Raw genomic sequence first — 1,566 nt, 5'->3', positions numbered from 1 at the left:
AGACGGCGAGGGCTATGCTGGCCCGCTGCTGATGCTCGATGGCGAGTCCGCCCCGATTGCCCTGGGTGGCGATGGCGTGGCGTACAACGCCGCCCTCGTTGGCGATTCCGACGATGCATTCGGCTTTGCCCTGTGGCCGCTGCTGGCCGGCCTGGCCGGTGTGGGCGCCGCTGCTGCCATCATTCACAACAACCGGGATGATGGCCACAAGAGCACGACCAAGACCAGTCCCGCGCCGACCAATGCCAAGGTTACCGACCACGTTGGCCCGATCCAGGGCGATCTGGCCAATGGCGCAGTCACCGATGACCCCCGCCCGAGCATTTCGGGCGAAGGCGTGCCTGGCGCAATCATCCATATTGCCGATAACGGTGTCGAAATCGGCACCACCACGGTCGGCCCGGATGGCAAGTGGGAGTTCGTTCCCACCAGCGATCTGAGCGACGGTGGTCACAGCATCGATATCACCCAGAACGTCCCCGGTGAAAACCCCAGCGCTCCGGTGCATGTGATCGACTTCGATGTCGATACCATCCCGCCCGCCGTTCCGGTGATCGGCGACATCACCAATGATCTCGACCCGGCCCATCCGATCCACGTCGAGCCTAACGCCCCGACCAACGACAACACCCCAGTGATTTCCGGCGGTGGTGCCGAACCGGGCGACACCATTCATGTGATCGACAACGGCACCGAAATCGGTACTGCCGTGGTGGATCCCAACGGTAACTGGAGCTTTACCCCGGATTCGCCGCTGGCCGATGGCGAGCATGACATTACCGTGGTCGCCGAAGACCCGGCGGGTAACTCGAGCGAGCCGTCGGCTCCGTATCCGATCGTTATCGATACTGTCCCGCCTGCCGTTCCGGCGATCAGCGACATCATCAATGATCTCGATCCGTCTAACCCGGTTCACGTCGAGCCTAACGCCCCGACCAACGACAACACCCCGGTGATCTCCGGCGGTGGTGCCGAGCCGGGCGATACCATTCATGTGATCGACAACGGCACCGAAATCGGTACTGCCGTGGTGGATCCCAGCGGTAACTGGAGCTTTACCCCGGACTCTCCGCTGGCCGATGGCGAGCATGACATTACCGTGGTCGCCGAAGACCCGGCGGGTAACACGAGCGAGCCGTCGGCTCCGTATCCAATCGTCATCGACACAACTCCTGTCGTTGGCGGGCTGACGTTTGATGTTGTGGCTGGCGATGACATCGTCAATGCGGCCGAAGCCGCCGCCATGCTGACCATCTCGGGCGGTTCCACCGGCGCGCGCGCCGGGGATGTGGTGACCCTGATCATCAATGGCAACCACTACAGTACAACTGTCGGTGCGGACGGACGCTGGAGCATTGCCAATGTTCCGGGTTCCGATCTTGTCGCTGACACCGCCCATCGTATCGAGGGTGTGCTGGTCGCGACCGACGCGGCGGGCAATCGGGATGTCGTGGTCGCCTACCATCTCTACGACGTGGACACTCAGGCACCTGCCGCGCCGGATGCCTGGCTCGACCCGGACTCCGATACCGGGGTCAAGGGCGACGACATCACCAGCGAGACCAA

Annotated in this window: 1 protein-coding gene; it reads left to right on the top strand. The window is 63.1% G+C overall.

Annotated features, from left to right (window positions below; genetic code table 11):
- Positions 1-1,566: Ig-like domain-containing protein (locus N5C91_RS31785; RefSeq protein WP_279834501.1), on the top strand; the 1,566-nt coding region annotated here is incomplete at both ends.

The sequence above is a fragment of the Pseudomonas sp. GD03903 genome, from assembly GCF_029840045.1.
Taxonomy (GTDB): Bacteria; Pseudomonadota; Gammaproteobacteria; order Pseudomonadales; family Pseudomonadaceae; genus Pseudomonas; species Pseudomonas pseudonitroreducens.
This window is presented reverse-complemented; position numbering and strand designations above follow the sequence as displayed.